The organism is Streptomyces sp. 2131.1 (assembly GCF_900105515.1).
Classification (GTDB): Bacteria; Actinomycetota; Actinomycetes; order Streptomycetales; family Streptomycetaceae; genus Streptomyces; species Streptomyces drozdowiczii.
Map to the genome: position 1 here is coordinate 5665287 of NZ_FNSY01000001.1, position 16844 is coordinate 5682130.

Genomic DNA, 16844 nt, shown 5'->3' on the forward strand with positions numbered 1-16844 from the left:
CCCGGCTCCGGCCGGGGGCCACGCACGTGTGAGGGGGCCGCTTCAGCCGGCCAGGGCCGCCCCGGCCGGTGCTACGCCGAAGATGTCCACCGCGTGGTAGTACGTCCAGGCCGTGGCGTTGCACGACGTCAGCTTGGCGCCGGAGTAAGCGGAGCACACACGCTTGAGGTCCGCGTATAGGGCGTTGTCGAGGCGGGCCTTGTTGGCGGAGAACGTGCCGGCCGCCTTGTAGTTGCGGTACCCGAAGTCGTGGCGGGCGCAGGCCGTCTGGAACGGGAAGCCGAAGGGGTTGTCGGGCGAGGTGCTGCAGTAGTCCGTCGACCAGTCGAAGCCGTACGCGGACCACGCGCCCTTGTTGTTGCGGGCGGAGTTCCACGCGTTGTAGCTGGCGGCGCTCGTCTGCGTCCAGGAACTGAGCACCTGGGGCTTGTCCGCGGGGGCCGCCGAGGCGGAGGCGGCGGGCAGCAGGGCGAGCGGGAGCGACAGGCCGAGGGTGGCGAGCAGGGTGGCGACGCGACGGCGCATGAGCAACCTCCGTGGGGTGGCGGGGAGTCGTGGCGGCTCGCGGGGTGCGCGAGGTCGCTCCAGCATGCCGTCATGTACCTGTCATGCCTAGATGTCGTCGGGGCCTGACGGGACTCCCCTCCGTACGTCAGGTGGAGGGGAGTCCGAAGACAGGGGTCAGACCGGGGTCGAGCCCGCGCCGCCCGTGGGCGCTTCCGTTCCCGGCGTCGCGTCCCGCTCCTTCCCGCGCATCGCCGTCAGCAGCGTGACCGCCGCGCCCGCCACCGCCCAGGCGGACAGCACCAGCAGGGGGCCGGTCACGGCGTTGCCGCGGAAGTAGGCGATCGAGCGGGCCGTCCAGGTCGAGGCGCCCGGGGGAGGGCGGGGCCGATCGCGCGCCAGAAGTCCGGGAGCATCGGGAGGGGGAAGGCGCCGCCCGCGCTCGGGTTGCCCGCGATGACCACGAGCAGGACGGCCAGGCCGATGCCGACGATGCCGGTGAGGGCCTCCAGGGCGAGGGTGATCATGCCGACCGCGAAGACGGTCAGCGCGCCCAGGCCCGACAGCCCCCAGAAGCTGCCGGGCAGGGCGTCCAGGACCGGGCCGATGATGACCGCGCCGCCGATGCCGCCCGCGATGGCGTACAGGGCCATGACCCCGGTCCGGATCAGCGCGCGCTCCCGGTTGGCGGGGCGGCTGCCCGCGCTGATCGCGAGGATCGAGGCGCAGAGGTAGCCGCCGACGCACCAGCCCACGGCCAGGTAGAACGAGGACAGCCCGTCGAAGTCCTGGTGCGAGGCCGGGGCCACGTCCACGGCGCGCGCGGTGCGCTCCTGGCTCAGCTCGGCCTGCTTGATGATCTTCGTCAGGGAGTTGGCCAGGACCGTGCCCCCGCCGGAGGCGACCAGTACGGTGTCCCGGGTGCCCCGGGGGTCGACGATCAGGGCGCCGTCGATCTCGCGGTCCAGGATCTGCCGGCGGGCGGTGGCCTCGTCGGCGACCGCGCGGGGGTCGAGCGGGCCGCCGGGGAGGCCGTCCAGTTCGGTGACCAGGCGGGCGGAGACCTGCTGGGGTGCGACGACGCCGAAGGGGACGTCCGTCGGCTTCGGGTTGTGCAGGGCCCCGATGTAGGACGCGATGAACAGCAGCTGGAGCGCCAGCACCCCGACGACGAGCAGGGCGGCCCGTGGGGTGACGGCTTTTCTCACCTCTGCGGCGAAAGTCATGCCCCCACGCTCCAAGGTGCCCGTCGCCCGCGCAGTCGGAAGGCGGCCGAACGGCGGAAGGGGTGCGGGGTGCGTGACCGGGGGAGGTGGGCCGGACGCCGAGTATCGTACGAGTGTTCGAAACTTGGTTTATGGTGGAGAGCGAGGGGGTGGGCAGCGCGTACGAATCGGTTCAGGAGGTGCAGGTGCCAGGGTTCACGCATCTGCATACCGTCTCCGGGTTCTCCCTGCGGTACGGGGCCTCGCACCCGGAGCGGCTGGCGGAGCGCGCCGCCGAGCGGGGCATGGAGGCCCTCGCGCTGACCGACCGCGACACCCTGGCCGGCGCCGTCCGGTTCGCCCGGGCCTGCGGGCGGGAAGGGGTGCGCCCGCTGTTCGGGGTGGACCTCGCGGTGGCGCCGGTGACGGGGGGCGGGCCCGCCCGGCGCACCCGCACCCCTGCACGCGGGGGTGTCTTTGTCGATGAATCGGCGCCCCGGGTCACCTTCCTCGCCCGTGACGGCGTACGGGGCTGGGCCGAGCTGTGCCGCCTGGTCACCGCCGCCCACGCCGCCGTCCCCGAGGGCGGCCGCCCCCTGGTCGACCGGCTCGCGCTGCCCGCCGAAGGGCTCACCGTGCTCCTCGGCCCCGCGTCCGACGTGGGCCGGGCGCTGTCCGCCGGCCGCCCCGACCTGGCCGCCGCCCTCCTCGCCCCCTGGCGCGAGCTGTACGGCGACGACCTCCGGCTCGAAGCCGTCCACCACGGGCGGACCGGCACCGGACCCGGTTCGCTGCGGCTCGCCGCCCGTACCGTCGGGCTCGCCGCCGAGCAGGGCGTACGGGCCGTGCTGACCAACGCCGTCCGGTACGCCGACGCGGGGCAGGGCCCGGTCGCCGACGTGCTCGACGCCGCCCGCAGGCTCGTCCCCGTCGACCCGCGCCGCTCCCCGCTCGACAGCGGTGAGCGCTGGCTCAAGGACGCCCGCGCGATGGCGGAGACCGCCGAGCGGATCACCTCCGCCGCCGGGCTCGGCGCCGGTGCCGGGGCGCGGCTGCTCGCGGAGACCCGGCACACCGCCGACGCCTGCGTGGTCGACCCCGAGGGGGACATCGGGCTCGGCTCCGTCCACTTCCCCGAACCGCGTCTCGTCGGCGCGGACCGGCGTACCGCCCAGCGGGTGCTGGCCTCCCGCGCCGCCGCCGGCATGGTCGTGCACGGCTACGACCGCAGGCCGGAGTACTGGGACCGGATGCACCACGAGCTGGACATCATCGCCCACCACGGCTTCGCCTCGTACTTCCTGACGGTCGCCCAGGTGGTCGACGACGTACGGGCGATGAAGGTGCGGGTGGCCGCCCGCGGCTCCGGGGCCGGCTCGCTGGTCAACCACCTCCTGGGCATCGCCCACGCCGACCCGGTCGAGCACGGGCTGCTGATGGAGCGCTTCCTGTCCATGCGCCGCTTCGTGCTGCCCGACATCGACATCGACGTGGAGTCGGCCCGCCGCCTCGACGTCTACCGCGCGATCATCGGCCGCTTCGGCGCCGAGCGGGTCGCCACCGTCGCCATGCCCGAGACCTACCGGGTGCGCCACGCCATCCGCGACGTCGGCGCCGCGCTCTCCATGAACCCGGCCGAGACCGACCGGCTCGCCAAGGCTTTCCCGCACATCCGGGCCCGCGACGCCCGCGCGGCCATGGAGGAGCTGCCCGAACTGCGCGAGGTGGCCAGGACCAGGGAGAGGTACGGGCGGCTGTGGGAGCTGGTGGAGGCGCTGGACGCCCTGCCGCGCGGCATCGCCATGCACCCGTGCGGGGTCCTCCTCTCGGACGCCTCGCTGCTGCGGCGTACCCCCGTCATGCCCACCAGCGGCGAGGGCCTCCCGATGTCCCAGTTCGACAAGGAGGACGTGGAGCACCTCGGGCTGCTCAAGCTCGACGTGCTGGGCGTACGGATGCAGTCGGCGATGGCGCACGCGGTCGCCGAGGTGAAGCGGGCCTCGGGGCGCGAGGTGGACCTGGACGCCGTGGAGCCGGGCGACCCGCGCACGTACCAGCTGATCAGGGCGGCGGAGACGCTGGGCTGCTTCCAGATCGAGTCGCCCGGCCAGCGCGACCTGGTCGGCAGGCTCCAGCCGGAGAACTTCCACGACCTGGTGGTCGACATCTCGCTGTTCCGGCCGGGCCCGGTCTCCGCCGACATGGTCCGCCCGTTCATCGAGGCCCGGCACGGCCGCGCGCCGGTCCGCTACCCGCACCCCGACCTGGAGGAGCCGCTGCGCGAGACGTACGGCGTGGTGGTCTTCCACGAGCAGATCATCCAGATCGTCGACATCATGACCGGCTGCGGCCGCGACGAGGCCGACCGGGTCAGGCGCGGGCTCTCCGACCCCGAGTCGCAGGCCCGGATCAGGGTCTGGTTCGCCCAGCACGCGGCGGCGCGGAAGTACGACGTGGAGGTGATCGCCCGCGCCTGGGAGATCGTCGAGGCGTTCGGCAGCTACGGCTTCTGCAAGGCGCACGCGGTGGCCTTCGCCGTGCCCACGTACCAGTCGGCCTGGCTGAAGGCGCACCATCCGGCGGCCTTCTACGCCGGGCTGCTCACCCACGACCCCGGGATGTACCCGAAGCGGCTGCTGCTCGCCGACGCGCGGCGGCGCGGGGTGCCGGTGCTGCCGTTGGACGTGAACCGGTCGGCGGCCGCCCATCGAATCGAACTGGTGTCTGACGGGAAGGGTGAGGGGGAGCGCTGGGGGCTGCGGCTGGCGCTCTCGGACGTCCACGGGATCAGCGAGGCCGAGGTCGCCCGGATCGAGGCCGGGCAGCCCTACAGCTCACTGCTGGACTTCTGGCAGCGTGCCCGTCCGGGAAAGCCGGCCGCCGAACGGCTGGCCCAGGTCGGCGCGTTGGACGCGTTCGGGGCCAACCGCCGCGACCTGCTGCTCCACCTCTCCGAGCTGCACCGCTCCCAGCGGGGCGCGGGTTCCGGCGGCGCCGGGGCGCAGCTCCCGCTCGGCGGCGGGCACCGCACCGCTTCCGTCGGCCTGCCCGACCTCAACGAGGCGGAACGGCTCAGCGCCGAGCTGGGCGTGCTGAGCATGGACGTCTCGCGCCATCTGATGAGCGATCACCACGCCTTCCTGAAGGAGCTGGGCGCGGTCTCGGCCAAGCGGCTGCGCGAGGCACGGCACGGGGAGACCGTGCTGGTCGCGGGTGCCAAGGCCGCGACCCAGACACCGCCCATCCGCTCCGGCCGCCGGGTCGTCTTCACCACCCTGGACGACGGCACGGGCCTGGTCGACCTGGCCTTCTTCGACGACAGCCACGCCGCCTGCGCGCACACCGTCTTCCACTCCTGGCTGCTGCTGGTGCGCGGGGTGGTGCAGCGGCGCGGGGCGCGCAGCCTGAGTGTGGTCGGCGCGGCCGCCTGGAACCTGGCGGAGCTGGCCGAGCTGCGGCGTACGGGCGGACTCGACGCGGTCGCGGAGCGGCTGGCGCAGGTGCCGGAGCCGGAGGCGGGGGATGACCCGGAGCCGGCCGGCGACGACGGCCGCCGCATCCGGATGCCCACCGGTTACGAGATGAACCCGTGGGCCGACCTCAAGCCGCCCGGCGAAGGGCTGCCCACCGGCCGGAAACTGTGGCACCAGAGCCCGGGGAGCGCGGGATGAACGGGGTGCCGGACGGGCGGCCCGGGGTCCTCTGCCTGCGGTTCCGGCGGGTCGGCGGCGGGCCCCCGGACACCGCCGGGTACGCGGGGCTGCTCGCGCTGCTCGGTTCGTTCACCCCGGTCGTGGAGGCGGCGCCGCCGGACGGCGCGCTCGCCGATGTGCGCGGCGCGCTGCGCTACTTCGGGCGGGACGTGAAGGGGATCGCCTCGGTGATCCGGGTCCGCGCACTGGCCCTGCACGGGGTGGACTGCGCGATCGGGGCCGCCCAGAACCCGATGCTGGCCCGGATGGCGCTGCGGCAGGCCGCGCCCGGGACGACCTTCGTGGTGCCCGCCGGCGGGGTGGCCGCCTTCCTCGCGGACCGGCCGGCCGCCGCGCTGGACGGCGTGGGGGCGGCGACGGCCCGGACCCTGTGCGGGTACGGGCTCGACTCCGTCGGCCGGATCGCGGCCGCCCCGCTCGGCACCCTGCAGCGGATCACCGGGGCCCGGACCGGGCGCGACCTGTGGGAGCGGGCGCACGGCATCGACCGCACCGCCGTCGTGCCGAACGCCGCCGCCCGCTCGGTCGCCGCCGAACGCACCTTCCCGCGCGACGAACTGGACCGGGAGCGGCAGCGCCGCGCGCTCATGTCGCTCACCGAGGAACTGGGGGCGCGGATGCGCGGCGAGGGGCAGGTGTGCCGCGCGCTCGCGGTCTCCGTGCGCTACGCCGACCGCACCGGCTACTCGACGCTGACCCGCAGCCGTACGCTCCGCGAGCCCACCGCGCACTCCGCGGAGCTCACCGCTCTCGCGTACCGCATCCACGACTCGTTCGCCCTTCAGCGGGCCCGGGTGCGGGGGATCGGGCTGCGCGCCGAAGGGCTCGGCGACGCGGAGCGGGCGGCCCAGCAGCTGAGCTTCGACCCGGTGGACGAGCGGGCCCGCCGGATCGAGGCGGTCGCGGACCGGCTGCGGGACCGGTTCGGCCCCCGGGCCGTGATGCCGGGGCGGCTGGCGGCCTGAACGGGGCCTCGGCCGGTTTGGCGGGGCCCCGGGCGGCCTGGACGGGGCCCCGGGCGGCCGGCCGGGCAACTCCCGCGGCCCCGCGGACTTTTTACCGACGCGTAACTTCCCAGCGAACCCTACTCATGCGTAATTTGGCATGAGCACGCAGAAACGCAACAGAAACTTGTGGTCCGGGCCGCAGGGTGCACAGACATCGCAACTCCCTTGAGCCGCAAGGAGACCCCACGATGCTGCCCTGGACCCGCGCGCCGCGCTCCCCACGCGCCCGCCGGACGCTCGCCGCCCTGCTTCTCGCCGTCGCCGCGGTCGCCACCCCCACGGCAACCGCCGCCGCGGCCGCCCCCACCGCCGCGACGGCCACCACCTCGCGCGGCTGGAACGACTACTCCTGCAAGCCCTCCGCCGCCCACCCCCGCCCCGTCGTCCTGGTCCACGGCACCTTCGGGAACTCCGTCGACAACTGGCTGGTCCTGGCCCCCTACCTGGTGAACCGCGGCTACTGCGTCTACTCGCTCGACTACGGCCAGCTGCCCGGCGTGCCGGTCTTCAACGGCCTCGGCCCGATCGACAAGTCGGCCGGCCAGCTCGCCGCCTTCGTCGACAAGGTGCTCGCCTCCACGGGGACGGCCAAGGCGGACATCGTCGGCCACTCCCAGGGCGGCATGATGCCGCACTACTACCTGAAGTTCCTCGGCGGCGCGGCCAAGGTGAACGCCATGATCGGCCTCGCCCCCGACAACCACGGCACCACGCTGCTCGGCCTGACCAAGCTCCTGCCGTACTTCCCCGGCGTCGGCGACCTGCTCAACGCCGGTACGCCCGGACTCGCCGACCAGGTGGCCGGGTCGCCCTTCATCAAGAAGCTCAATTCCCTGCCGGACACCGTGCCCGGGGTGCACTACACCGTCATCGCGACCCGCTACGACGAGGTCGTGACCCCGTACCGGACGCAGTTCCTGGACGGACCCGACGTGCGCAACGTCCTGCTCCAGGACCTGTGCCCGGTCGACCTGTCCGAACACGTGGCGATCGGGACCATCGACCGGGTCGCCTACCACGAGGTGGCGAACGCCCTGGACCCGGCGCACGCGAGTCCGACCGACTGCGCCTCCGTCATCGGCTAGACCCCGTGACGCCCTGCCCCGGCTAGGTCACTCCTCGCCGGGGCAGCGGCACTGTCAGTGCCGGCTGGCACGATCGGATCATGACGACGAACGACTGGGACTCCCTCGCCGCCACCTTCGACCAGGAGGCCGACCACGGGCTGCTCGACCCGGTGGTCCGCGCCGCCTGGGCGCGGCGGATGGAGAGCTGGCTGCCCGCCGAACCGTCCGACGTGCTCGACCTCGGCTGCGGTACGGGAAGCCTCGCCCTGCTCGCGGCCGAACAGGGCCACCGGCTCACCGCCGTGGACAGCTCGCCGCGCATGGTGGAGCGGGCCCGCGCCAAGCTGGCCGGCACCCGGGCCGAGGTGCTGACGGGGGACGCGGTCCGGCCGCCCGTCGGGGACCGGAGGTTCGACGTGGTCCTCGCCCGGCACGTGGTGTGGACGCTGCCCGACCCGGCGGCCGTCCTGCGCCACTGGGCGGGGCTGCTGCGCCCGGGCGGCAGGCTGGTCCTGGTGGAAGGCGTGTGGAACGGCACCGGTCTGTCCGCCGATCACCTCACCACGCTGCTCGCCCCGTTCACCGAGCGCGTCCACCACGAACGGCTCTCCGACGACCCCGGCCTGTGGGGCAAGGAGGTCGACGACGAGCGCTACGCCCTGGTCGCCCGTGCGAGCCGGCCCCACCGCCACAGGGAGGTCGTCGACGTGCACCTGATCCTCCGCCGCGGCCCCGAGGTCCTGCTCGCCCGCCGGGCCGGCACGGGCTACGCGGACGGCCTGCTGCACGCCCCCTCCGGCCATGTGGAGGACGGCGAGGACGTGCGGGAGGCGGTGATCCGGGAGACGGCCGAGGAGATCGGCCTCGGCCTCGGCCCCGAGGAGCTGCGCGTGGCCCTGGTCATGCAGCACCGGGGCCCGGCGGGCAACGCCAGGACGGGATGGTTCTTCGAAGCGGAGTACGACCCGGACAGGCCGCCGTACAACCGCGAACCCGACAAGTGCTCCGAGCTGGCCTGGTATCCGCTCGACGAGCTCCCCGACGACATGGTCGCGTACTGCCGCGCGGGCCTCGACGGCTACCGGGCGGGGGAGTCGTTCCTGATCCACTGGCACCGGGACGGCGACGCGATCGCGTACGAACCGGAGGGTGAGAGCCGGGCGGTGGCGCTGCCGGCCGGCGGGGCCCGCACCGGCCGGGTCCACCACATCGAGCTGTGGGTGCCCGACCTGGCGGCGGCCGTGCCGGGCTGGGACTGGCTCCTCGGCGAGCTGGGCCATGTCCCGTACCAGGACTGGGCGCACGGGCGCAGCTGGCGGCGCGGGGACGGCTACGTGGTGATCGAGCAGTCGCCCGACCTGGTCCCCGGCGCGCACGAGCGCCGCCGCCCCGGCCTCAACCACCTGGCGTTCCACGTCGAGCACCGGGCCGCCCTGGACGCCCTGGTGGCCCGGGCCCCGGACCACGGCTGGCGGCTGCTCTTCGCGGACCGCCATCCGCACGCGGGCGGCGAGGACTGCGTGGCCGCCTACCTGGAGGACGCGGCGGGGTACGAGGTGGAGCTGGTGGTGCGCTGAGGGGGCGCCGGCCGGGCTCTCAGTCCAGCAACCCGGCGAGCCCGTCCGCCGAGCGGGCGAGCCGCTCCAGCTCGTCGAGCGCCTCCGTCGCGGCCCGCGCCGCTTCGGGGTCGCGCCCGGCCAGGCCGCTCGCGGCGAACTCGTCCTCGTCCAGGCGCAAAACCTCCGCACGGTCGGCCGACACCCACAGGTCGAGGTCCAGGTCCTCCACGACCAGCTCGCCGTCCCGGACCACGGCCGGGCGGGTCACATCGCAGTACCAGCCCTTGAGTTCGCCCGCGCCGGTGCGGACCTCCTTCACCGCGAACCACGCGTCGCGCCAGTAGTGCTCGGTGAAGACGTCGCCCGGCTCGAAGCGGACGAAGCCGAAGTCGCGGACGCCCGGGGCGGCCCAGGGCGCCCGCACGGTCACCCGGGTGCCGTCGTCGGCGAGCAGGGCGGCGGGGTACCTGATCTTGGTCTTCCCGCCCTTGACCAGGACGACGGTCAGACCGGCGTCAGCCGAGCCTGCGGACATGGCGTACCTCCGTGGCACAGATCTCGTAGCCGAACCACCGGTTGACGGCCAGCATCGGGCCGTTGCCGGCGTCGTTCCCGGTGTAGGCGTCGGTGTACCCGGCGGCCCGCGCCCGGTGCAGCGAGTCGTTCTTCGCGAGCTTGGCGAGGCCGCGGCCGCGGTGGGCCCGCCGGGTGCCCGTCATCCCCGACCAGTAGCGGTCCACCCCGTCGGTCCGGGCGGCGCTGAAGGCCGCCACCTCGCCGCCGGCCACCACGACCGAGGTGAGGCGGTGGTCGAGACCCGGGTCGCGCCAGGTCTCGGTGAGCCACTCCTCGTAGTCGTCGAGCCGGGCGGGCGTGTCGCTGGGCTCGTCCGCCGTGGCCTCGGCGTCCGCCTCGAAGAGCGGACGCGGGTCGTCCGCGAAGTCGGCGGCCGTCCGCAGCTCGACCCCGTCCGGCGCCTTCTGACGGGGCGGCAAAGGGCCGTTCGCCAGGTCCAGATGGAGGAAGTGGGCGGGCCGGCTCGCCGTGTAGCCGTGCTTCGCGGCGAACGCCAGGTTGTCCGGTGTGTCCAGCACCCAGGTGTGCACCGAGACCGCGCCGGCCAGGGCCAGATACTCCTCGGCGGTCCGCAGCAGCAGCGACCCCGCGCCCCGGCCGGTCCGCTCCGGATGGGTGTACGGATTGCAGAACCCCTGCCCCGGCTCGGGGCTCTCGTGGTTCAGGCCCACCTGCGCCGTGCCGATGACCTCGCCGTCCTCCTCGGCGACCAGCATCCGGTACCGCCGCCCGGCCGGAGCACCGGTCAGCTCGAAGACCGCCTGCTCCGGCGTGATGACCATGTACGGGAGAGCGGCGCGCCGTATCCGTACCCAGTCCTCGGCGTCGGCGGGCCGGAAGTCGCGCACGATCACAGTCATGGGCCGGACCGTACCGACGCCCCCGCCCCGCCCGCCTCCCATTTTCCGCCGGTGGGGGACAATCGGCCCGTGACTCCGAAAATCATCGTGGACCCGGATTCCGGCATCGCCCCGTACGAGCAGGTGCGCGCGCAGATCTCCGAACAGGCCCGCTCCGGCGTGCTGCCGGTCGGTCACCGGCTCCCGACGGTACGCGGCTTCGCCGAGGAGCTGGGCCTTGCCGCCAACACGGTCGCCAAGGCGTACCGGGCGCTGGAGGCGGACGGCGTCATCGAGACCCGCGGCCGCAACGGCACGTTCGTCGCCGCAGCGGGCGACACCGCCGACCGCCATGGAGCCGCGGCGGCCCGGGAGTACGCGGAACAGGCCCGCCGCCTCGGCCTCTCCCGGGCCCGCTCCCTGGAACTGGCCCAGGACGCGGTGCGGGCGGTCTTCGGGGACTGAGGGGACTGAGGGGACTTGAGGGGACTGAGGTGACGGCCCGGCAGGGAACCGGCCCGGTGCGTCCGCCCGGGTACCGGCCCGTAGCTCCCGGTTCATGAGCCCCGGGCCGGCCGGCTGACCGGCCGTCATGGCGCCGTCGCCGGAAGCTCATCCGTTCGACTTGGCATGAACACTTCCGAAAGGCCCGTCCGCGCTGCTACTTATGAGTAGGCAGAGATCCTGTCGGCCGGTCCAAGGGAGATTCCGTGAAATTGTCCAGACTCGTGGCATTCTCGTCCTCGCTCCTGCTCGGCGCGGTCATCGCCCTGACCGGGGCGACCACCGCGAACGCCGCACCGTCCGTCGACTACGTCGCCCTCGGGGACTCGTACTCCTCGGGAGTCGGCTCCGGGAGTTACATCGGCTCCAGCGGGGACTGCAAGCGCAGCACCCTCGCCTATCCCTCCCTCTGGGCCTCCGCCCACTCGCCCGCCTCCTTCAACTTCACGGCCTGCTCCGGGGCGCGCACCGGCGATGTGATCGCCAATCAGCTCGGTCCGCTCAACTCCTCGACCGACCTCGTCTCGATCTCCATCGGCGGCAACGACGCCGGCTTCTCCGACGTGATGACGACCTGCGTCCTCCAGTCGGAGTCCACCTGCCTCAACCGCATCGCCACCGCCCGCAGTTACGTGGACACCACGCTGCCCGGCAAGCTGAACTCGGTGTACGACGCGATCAAGGCCAAGGCGCCCGCCGCCCACGTCGTCGTCCTGGGCTACCCGCGCTTCTACAAGATCGGCGGCAGCTGCGTCGTCGGGCTGAGCGACAAGGTGCGCAGCGCCATCAACGGCGCCGCCGACTACCTCAACGCGGCCACCGCCAAGCGCGCCGCCGACCACGGTTTCAGCTTCGGTGACGTCACCGGCGCCTTCACCGGGCACGAGATCTGCTCGGGCAGCGCCTGGCTGCACAGCCTCAACTGGCTGAACATCGGCGAGTCGTACCACCCCTTCGCCGCCGGTCAGTCCGGCGGCTACCTGCCCGTCCTGAACGCGCTCGACTGACCGGTGGCGCGCCCCGTCAGGGGCGCGCCGTCCGCCGGCGCGCCAACTCGCCCCGGAATCGGGCGGATTCGCCGACGGCCCGTCAACCTCCGTATATGTGTGCGCAATCCCGCGCCCGGGATACACGAGTGTCGGTGGCAGGCGATAGGGTTAACCTGCCCGGGCCGAGTGCCCTCGTACGGGTGGGGAGTGACATGGAACAGATAACGGTGCGCAGCAGGGCGCGCGTGCCTGCCATTACATGCGGGAGCGGTGCGACGAGTTCGCGCCTCGACCGCCATCTCGCGGTGCTGGGCGGCCCCGTCGTCCCGCAGCGCGAGTCCGCGGAAGCGACACTGCTGATGCGCGAGCTGACCTCGCGCGACGCCGGGCACGCCCGTCGCAGCAGAAGCGCACGGGTCTCGCTCTTCGCGCCGCTGCGCCGGCTGCGGCGCTCGCTCTTCGGCAGCCGCCACTGAGCGAAGGCGGCCCTGGTTCACGCAGCGCGCTGCTGCCCGCTCTTCCGTCACCCCGGAGCCGGTAGCGGCGCGTCGCCATGTCCGCGGCCGGTCACGCAGTGTGTCCGGAGGGCCTGGATCGGTGCCGAGGTAATTCGGTCCCGAAGTACTTCTACACTGTGGACATGCCCGAGAAGCGAGCCGCGCGTCTGCACCCCGACGAGCGGAGGGCTCAGTTGGTGGCTATTGGCGTGGACATGCTTGTCGAGTGCTCGCTGGACGAGCTCTCCACCGATGCGGTGGCCCGGCGCGCAGGCATATCGAGGGGCCTGCTCTTCCACTACTTCGATTCCAAGCGCGACTTCTACCGGTCCGTGGTGCGCCGGGAGTGCGACGACTTCGCCGCCGCCACCGAACCGGACCCCTCGCTGGACCCGGTCCGCTGGATGCGCGCGTTCATCGCCGGTTTCGTCGCGCATGTCACCGGGCGCCGAAAGGTCTACCGCGCCCTCGTCCGGGGCGCGTCCGGCAGCCACCCCGCCGCCGGGGACATCGTCGAGGCCACCCGCGCCACCCTGGCCGCCCGGGTGGCCGAGGGGCAGCGGCGGCTCGGGATGCCGCAGTCGCCCCGGCTCGCCCTGGCCACCCGGGCCTGGCTCGCCTTCGCCGAGGAGGCCGTCACCAGCTGGCCCCTGGAGGAGCCGGACGCCCTCGACGAGCTGCGCGCCTTCCTGGAGTCCGGCTTCGTCCGCCTCCTCAGCGACCTGGACCGGCCCGCCACGCTCTCCGGCTAGACCCGGCTCAGAGGCCTGTTCACAGCAGCGCGAACTGCCCGTCCGGGCCCTCCTCCCGGTGGTCCAGCACCGAGGCGGGCCGCCGCGCCGCCTCCGCGACCGGCAGCACCCCCGCCGCGCGCAGCTCGTCCGCCCCGGTCCCCGGCCCCGCGGCGAGCGCGTCGGCCAGCTCCTCCTGCCGGGGCCGCAGTCCGGCGAGGAGCGCGAGCAGCGAGACCAGCTCCAGCAGCTCCGAGGTCCACTCCTGCGGCCAGGCGCGCGGACACACCGCCTCAAGCCCCGCCGCCCCCGGTCCCGCCGCCCCGGGCCCCGCCGTCCGCCGCTCGAACCACAGCTCCAGGACCCGCACCCCGCTCACCCGGAACTCCCACGCGCCGGCCGGCACCGGCGACACGCGCCCCGAGCCCAGGCGCAGCACCCGCTCATCGGCGTCGTACGACAGCGGGCCCGGGTCCGGCGGGACGGCCGCCCGCACATAGGGGCGCTGCCCGCCCGGCAGCCGGGGGCGCTCCGCCCCGCGCGCCCCGCGCAGCTGGAGCCGCAGCAGCTCACGGCCCAGCTCGACCCCGTCCGCCCAGCGCGCGGCGCCCGCCGGGAGCGGGACCACGCAGCCGGCCGGTGAGGGGCGGGCAGCCGCCAGGATCCAGGCGAGCACCGACTCCGCGGTGACGGCGTCCCCGTACCGGGCCCGCAGCACCGGGAGCAGGCCCGGGGCGAGGTTGGGTTCGAGGCCGCCGGGGCGGCGGTACAGCGGGCGGACGCGGCCCGGACGCCCGGCGGGGGAGTGGCCGTCGGGCAGCAGCGTCGTCACCGACACGGCGGGGCCGGGATCGTTCGGCACCCGGCCGTGCTCGACGAGGAAGAGCTGGTGGTCGTCGGCGATCCGCCACAGCTCGGGCCGGGCTACGTCGATGAGGCGGTGGTCGGGCAGCAGCCACTGTTCGTCGAACGGCCCGTGCAGGATCCGCACCGGCTCCGGGCACGGGCCCGACTCACGGGCGAAGCGGCCGGTGGCGCCGGGCCGGCCGGGCAGGGCGGCCACGGCGCTCTGCTGCGTACGGGCACGGGACGGGGCGAACAGCCGCTCGCGCTCCTCGCCCGAAGCCCGTACGAGACGGTCCCAACGGGCGCGGAGGGAGGCCGCGTCGGGGGCGGTCACCCACGGGCGCCCGGTGCGCAGCGGCCGGACGGACCAGGGCATGAGGTCGTCGAGGAGGGGGCCGCGCGGGCCCGCGCCGGACCCGGCCGCTGCCGGTGCTGCCACCGTCTCGTCCTCCCGCCTGCCACGCCCGCCGCCTTCCCCGGCATCGTAACGGCGCCGACGGGGAGGGCGTCAGGGCGCCTTCCCGCACGGGATCAGTGCGCGTCCACCGTCACCGAGAACGAGAACCGGTCGCCCCGGTACCGGATCTGCGCCACGTCGACCACCCGGCCGTCCTCGTCGTACGTGACGCCCGTGTAGTACAGGATCGGGCTCAGCAGCGGGACGCCCAGCAGCTCGGCGGTGGCCGGATCGGCGAGGCGCGCCTCGACCGTATCGGTGATCCGGGAGATCGGGACGCCGACCCGGTCGCGCAGCACCTTGGTCATCGGCCACCGGTCGAGGTCCGCCGCGTCCAGGTCCGCCGCGACCTCGGGGCGCACCCAGTTCTGCGCCCAGTTGGTCGGCTCGCCGCTCGCCTCCTCGCAACGCAGCCGGCGGTAGCCGACGACCTCGGCGCAGCCCGGGAAGTACTCGGCCACCTCGCCCGGCACCGGGACCGGACCGTGGTCGAGCAGCGTGGAGCGCTCGCCCGACTGCTGGGCCACGATCGCGTCGATCGAGCCGAGCAGCCGGACGGGCGAGCTGCGGCGGGCGCGCGGCTCGATGAACGTGCCGCGCCGCCGGTGCCGGCTGATCAGGCCCTCCGCCTCCAGCTCCTTCAGCGCCTGGCGCATCGTGAGGACGCTGACCCCGTAGTGCGCCGCGAGCTGCTCCTCGGTGGGCAGCCGCAGTGTGGCGTCCGGGGAGCGGCCGAGTATCGACGCCCGCAGCGACTGCGAGACCTGGTACCACAGCGGCAGCTTGCGGTTCAGGACCAGCGAGTCGGGCGCGAAGGCGGTGCCCCGGGGCGCGGGCGTGTTCTGGGCGGGCTGCGGCACCTGGTTCTCCTGCATGCGTCGTCGCCGGCCCGGGGGTCCGGTCACGGCCAGGCCCTGGTCACGGCCTGAAGTTGCGGCTCAGACCCTGCCACACGTCGTCGTAGCCGTGCTGCAGATGGTCCGCCGTCGCCGCCTGCTCCGTCGCGACGACCGGCCAGCGGGTCTCGAACATGAAGGCGAGACCGTCGTCGATCTTCTGCGGCTTCAGCTCGGCCGCGCTCGCCCTGTCGAAGGTCTCCCGGTCCGGGCCGTGCGCCGACATCATGTTGTGCAGCGAGCCGCCGCCGGGTACGAAGCCGCCCCTTCCGGCCGTCTTCGCGTCGTACGCGCCCTCGATCAGGCCCATGTACTCGCTCATCACGTTGCGGTGGAAGTACGGCGGGCGGAAGGTGTCCTCGCCGACCAGCCAGCGCGGCGCGAACACCACGAAGTCGACCCCGGCCAGGCCCGGCGTGTCCGACGGCGAGGTCAGCACCGTGAAGATCGACGGGTCCGGGTGGTCGTAGCTGATCGAGCCGATGACGTTGAAGCGGTGCAGGTCGTAGACGTACGGGGTGTGGTTGCCGTGCCAGGCGACCACGTCGAGCGGGGAGTGGTCGTACGTCGCCGTCCAGAGGTTGCCGCAGTACTTGTTGACCACCTCGACCGGCCGCTCCACGTCCTCGTGGGCGGCGACCGGGGCCAGGAAGTCCCGCGCGTTGGCCAGGCCGTTGGCGCCGATCGGGCCCAGGTCCGGGAGGACGAAGGGGCGGCCGTAGTTCTCGCAGACGTATCCGCGCGCGGTCTCGTCGAGCAGCTCCACCCGGAAGCGGACACCGCGCGGGATCAGCGCGACATGGCCGGGCTCGGCGCGCAGCAGTCCCAGCTCGGTGCGCAGGAGGAGCCCGCCGCGCTCGGGGACGATCAGCAGCTCGCCGTCGCTGTCGCTGAACACCCGGTCCGTCATGGAGGTGTTCGCGCTGTACAGGTGCACGGCCATGCCGGTGCGCTGTGCCGCATCGCCGTTGCCGCCCAGGGTCCACAGGCCCGCCACGAAGTCCGTGCCGGGCGCGGGCTCCGGGAGCGGGTCCCAGCGCAGCCGGTTGGGGTCGGGCACGGTCTCGGTGAACGGGGCGGTGCGCAGCGCGCCGTTGTCCGTGCGGACGAACGGGGGGTGGGCCGCCGAGGGGCGGATGCGGTAGAGCCAGGTGCGGTGGTTGTGCGCGCGCGGCTCGGTGAACGCGGAACCGCTCAGCTGCTCCGCGTACAGCCCGAGCGGGGCGCGCTGCGGGGAGTTGCGCCCGTGCGGGAGCGCTCCCGGCACCGCTTCCGAGCTGTGCTGATTGCCGAAACCGGCGGAGTACCGGAGCCCCTCCGCCGTCTTCCTCGCCTGCTCGTTGCCGCCCATGTGCGCTCCCGTCCGAAGGAATCCTATGCATAACCGTAGGAATGGAAGGGCGGCGAGTCAACGGCATTCGTCGTGCAGAAGGGGTTCAAAAAGCTGAACAATG

Annotated in this window: 14 protein-coding genes and 1 pseudogene; 8 read left to right on the forward strand and 7 right to left on the reverse strand. The window is 73.8% G+C overall.

The features are described 5' to 3' along the window. Positions 1–42 precede the first annotated feature (42 nt). Positions 43–525, reverse strand: a complete 483-nt coding sequence (locus BLW14_RS25500) for a phospholipase (protein WP_018523979.1) — start codon at positions 523–525, stop codon at positions 43–45. A 156-nt stretch (positions 526–681) separates the two neighbouring features. Further along, a pseudogene (locus BLW14_RS25505) lies at positions 682–1730 on the reverse strand (DUF3533 domain-containing protein). 131 nt (positions 1731–1861) lie between these two features. Here BLW14_RS25505 and BLW14_RS25510 point away from each other — a divergent pair. The 4 genes from BLW14_RS25510 to BLW14_RS25525 all read left to right on the forward strand — a co-directional run bounded on the left by BLW14_RS25510 (position 1862) and on the right by BLW14_RS25525 (position 9073). Further along, positions 1862–5380: a DNA polymerase III subunit alpha gene (locus BLW14_RS25510; protein ID WP_177154096.1), complete on the forward strand. Its 3519-nt coding sequence runs from the start codon at positions 1862–1864 to the stop codon at positions 5378–5380. After that, on the forward strand, positions 5377–6387 hold the full coding sequence (locus tag BLW14_RS25515) for a DNA polymerase Y family protein (protein WP_093709509.1): 1011 nt from the start codon (positions 5377–5379) through the stop codon (positions 6385–6387). The genes BLW14_RS25510 and BLW14_RS25515 overlap by 4 nt, the downstream gene beginning before the upstream one ends. A 230-nt stretch (positions 6388–6617) precedes the next feature. Further along, on the forward strand, positions 6618–7514 hold the full coding sequence (locus BLW14_RS25520) for an esterase/lipase family protein (protein WP_093709510.1): 897 nt from the start codon (positions 6618–6620) through the stop codon (positions 7512–7514). An 80-nt stretch (positions 7515–7594) separates the two neighbouring features. Next, positions 7595–9073, forward strand: a complete 1479-nt coding sequence (locus BLW14_RS25525) for a trifunctional class I SAM-dependent methyltransferase/NUDIX hydrolase/VOC family protein (RefSeq protein ID WP_093709511.1) — start codon at positions 7595–7597, stop codon at positions 9071–9073. Between the two features lie 19 nt (positions 9074–9092). Here BLW14_RS25525 and BLW14_RS25530 read toward each other — a convergent pair whose 3' ends face one another. Both BLW14_RS25530 and BLW14_RS25535 read right to left on the reverse strand, forming a co-directional pair. Continuing rightward, complete coding sequence (locus BLW14_RS25530; protein WP_093709512.1) at positions 9093–9590, reverse strand: ribonuclease FAU-1 family protein; 498 nt, start codon at positions 9588–9590, stop codon at positions 9093–9095. Beyond that, positions 9571–10491, reverse strand: coding sequence for a GNAT family N-acetyltransferase (locus tag BLW14_RS25535; protein WP_093709513.1), 921 nt, complete (start codon positions 10489–10491; stop codon positions 9571–9573). The genes BLW14_RS25530 and BLW14_RS25535 overlap by 20 nt, the downstream gene beginning before the upstream one ends. Before the next feature lie 69 nt (positions 10492–10560). Here BLW14_RS25535 and BLW14_RS25540 point away from each other — a divergent pair, with 69 nt between their 5' ends. From BLW14_RS25540 to BLW14_RS25555, 4 genes are all read left to right on the forward strand, one after another. Further along, complete coding sequence (locus BLW14_RS25540; protein WP_093709514.1) at positions 10561–10935, forward strand: GntR family transcriptional regulator; 375 nt, start codon at positions 10561–10563, stop codon at positions 10933–10935. Between the two features lie 245 nt (positions 10936–11180). Next, on the forward strand, positions 11181–11981 hold the full coding sequence (locus BLW14_RS25545) for an SGNH/GDSL hydrolase family protein (protein WP_177154097.1): 801 nt from the start codon (positions 11181–11183) through the stop codon (positions 11979–11981). Positions 11982–12175: 194 nt separating this feature from the next. Further along, complete coding sequence (locus tag BLW14_RS25550; RefSeq protein WP_093709516.1) at positions 12176–12439, forward strand: hypothetical protein; 264 nt, start codon at positions 12176–12178, stop codon at positions 12437–12439. Between the two features lie 164 nt (positions 12440–12603). Continuing rightward, positions 12604–13212: a TetR/AcrR family transcriptional regulator gene (locus BLW14_RS25555; RefSeq protein WP_371128090.1), complete on the forward strand. Its 609-nt coding sequence runs from the start codon at positions 12604–12606 to the stop codon at positions 13210–13212. A gap of 19 nt (positions 13213–13231) precedes the next feature. On the opposite strand, the gene BLW14_RS25560 is transcribed toward BLW14_RS25555, so the two are convergent. The 3 genes from BLW14_RS25560 to hmgA all read right to left on the reverse strand — a co-directional run bounded on the left by BLW14_RS25560 (position 13232) and on the right by hmgA (position 16741). Further along, on the reverse strand, positions 13232–14476 hold the full coding sequence (locus tag BLW14_RS25560) for a type ISP restriction/modification enzyme (RefSeq protein WP_093709518.1): 1245 nt from the start codon (positions 14474–14476) through the stop codon (positions 13232–13234). Positions 14477–14568: 92 nt separating this feature from the next. After that, the gene (locus BLW14_RS25565) at positions 14569–15369 is read right to left on the reverse strand and encodes a GntR family transcriptional regulator (protein WP_093709519.1); all 801 of its coding nucleotides are present in this window, start codon (positions 15367–15369) and stop codon (positions 14569–14571) included. Positions 15370–15412: 43 nt separating this feature from the next. Then, complete coding sequence (hmgA, locus tag BLW14_RS25570) at positions 15413–16741, reverse strand: homogentisate 1,2-dioxygenase (RefSeq protein ID WP_093709520.1); 1329 nt, start codon at positions 16739–16741, stop codon at positions 15413–15415. Between the last annotated feature and the right edge of the window lie 103 nt (positions 16742–16844).

Excerpts from the sequence above, each read along its gene's own strand:
- BLW14_RS25500 (WP_018523979.1), bottom strand. The coding sequence starts at position 525 with ATGCGCCGTCGCGTCGCCACCCTGCTCGCCACCCTCGGCCTGTCGCTC.
- BLW14_RS25510 (WP_177154096.1), top strand. The coding sequence starts at position 1,862 with ATGGTGGAGAGCGAGGGGGTGGGCAGCGCGTACGAATCGGTTCAGGAG.
- BLW14_RS25515 (WP_093709509.1), top strand. The coding sequence starts at position 5,377 with ATGAACGGGGTGCCGGACGGGCGGCCCGGGGTCCTCTGCCTGCGGTTC.
- BLW14_RS25520 (WP_093709510.1), top strand. The coding sequence starts at position 6,618 with ATGCTGCCCTGGACCCGCGCGCCGCGCTCCCCACGCGCCCGCCGGACG.
- BLW14_RS25525 (WP_093709511.1), top strand. The coding sequence starts at position 7,595 with ATGACGACGAACGACTGGGACTCCCTCGCCGCCACCTTCGACCAGGAG.
- BLW14_RS25530 (WP_093709512.1), bottom strand. The coding sequence starts at position 9,590 with ATGTCCGCAGGCTCGGCTGACGCCGGTCTGACCGTCGTCCTGGTCAAG.
- BLW14_RS25535 (WP_093709513.1), bottom strand. The coding sequence starts at position 10,491 with ATGACTGTGATCGTGCGCGACTTCCGGCCCGCCGACGCCGAGGACTGG.
- BLW14_RS25550 (WP_093709516.1), top strand. The coding sequence starts at position 12,176 with ATGGAACAGATAACGGTGCGCAGCAGGGCGCGCGTGCCTGCCATTACA.
- BLW14_RS25555 (WP_371128090.1), top strand. The coding sequence starts at position 12,604 with ATGCCCGAGAAGCGAGCCGCGCGTCTGCACCCCGACGAGCGGAGGGCT.
- BLW14_RS25565 (WP_093709519.1), bottom strand. The coding sequence starts at position 15,369 with ATGCAGGAGAACCAGGTGCCGCAGCCCGCCCAGAACACGCCCGCGCCC.
- hmgA (WP_093709520.1), bottom strand. The coding sequence starts at position 16,741 with ATGGGCGGCAACGAGCAGGCGAGGAAGACGGCGGAGGGGCTCCGGTAC.